This is a genomic window from Synechococcus sp. R55.7 (assembly GCF_047461955.1).
Lineage (GTDB): Bacteria > Cyanobacteriota > Cyanobacteriia > Thermostichales > Thermostichaceae > Thermostichus.
Map to the genome: position 1 here is coordinate 1 of NZ_JANSIC010000500.1, position 592 is coordinate 592.

Genomic DNA, 592 nt, shown 5'->3' on the forward strand with positions numbered 1-592 from the left:
CTCTGGACCCAAGGGGACTCTCAATCTGGACTCAAGGAAGCCCTTTGTGAGTTCCGCTTCAGCCAGTACCGCCACCAGTGCGGATCCGAGTTCTGCTGCGCTCGCTACCCCAAAGTAAACTACCCGGCCCTGACTGCTTCGCAGTACGGGGCGGGCTTTCGGTAGCCCTGCAGTTGGCAAGCCAACCACGGGCCTCTAGGCTGGTTTACGGCAGCCCCAAGTTTGGCAATCATGTTGGCCCCATTCCAGTCCGCATCCCCTTCCCATCCACAGTGCCCACACTTGAACGACTTACCACTGCGATAGGATTGCGCAGGGTCGGGATGAATGTGCAAACACCGGTGGCAGGTCTGCGACGTGTAGGCAGGCGGCACCAGAATCAAAGCAACCCCTGCACGCAGAGCCTTGTATTCCAGAAACTGCCTCAGCTGGTAGAACGCCCAACTGTTGGCCCTGCGTCGCTCGGCTTTGCTGCGGGGTTGTTGGTTGATACGCTCCCGTATCCCTGTCAAGTCTTCCAGAGCAATAGCGCTGTTTGTGGCTTTTGCCCTAGAGACAATAGCTTTGGAGATGCGATGATTGACCCACGCTT

General features: G+C 57.6%; 1 protein-coding gene. It reads right to left on the bottom strand.

Annotated features, from left to right (window positions below):
• Window positions 1–119: 119 nt before the first annotated feature.
• Window positions 120–572 carry an RNA-guided endonuclease TnpB family protein gene (locus tag NW820_RS13365; protein WP_414407772.1) on the bottom strand — a complete coding sequence of 151 codons (453 nt, stop codon included), beginning with the start codon at window positions 570–572 and terminating at the stop codon, window positions 120–122.
• Between the last annotated feature and the right edge of the window lie 20 nt (window positions 573–592).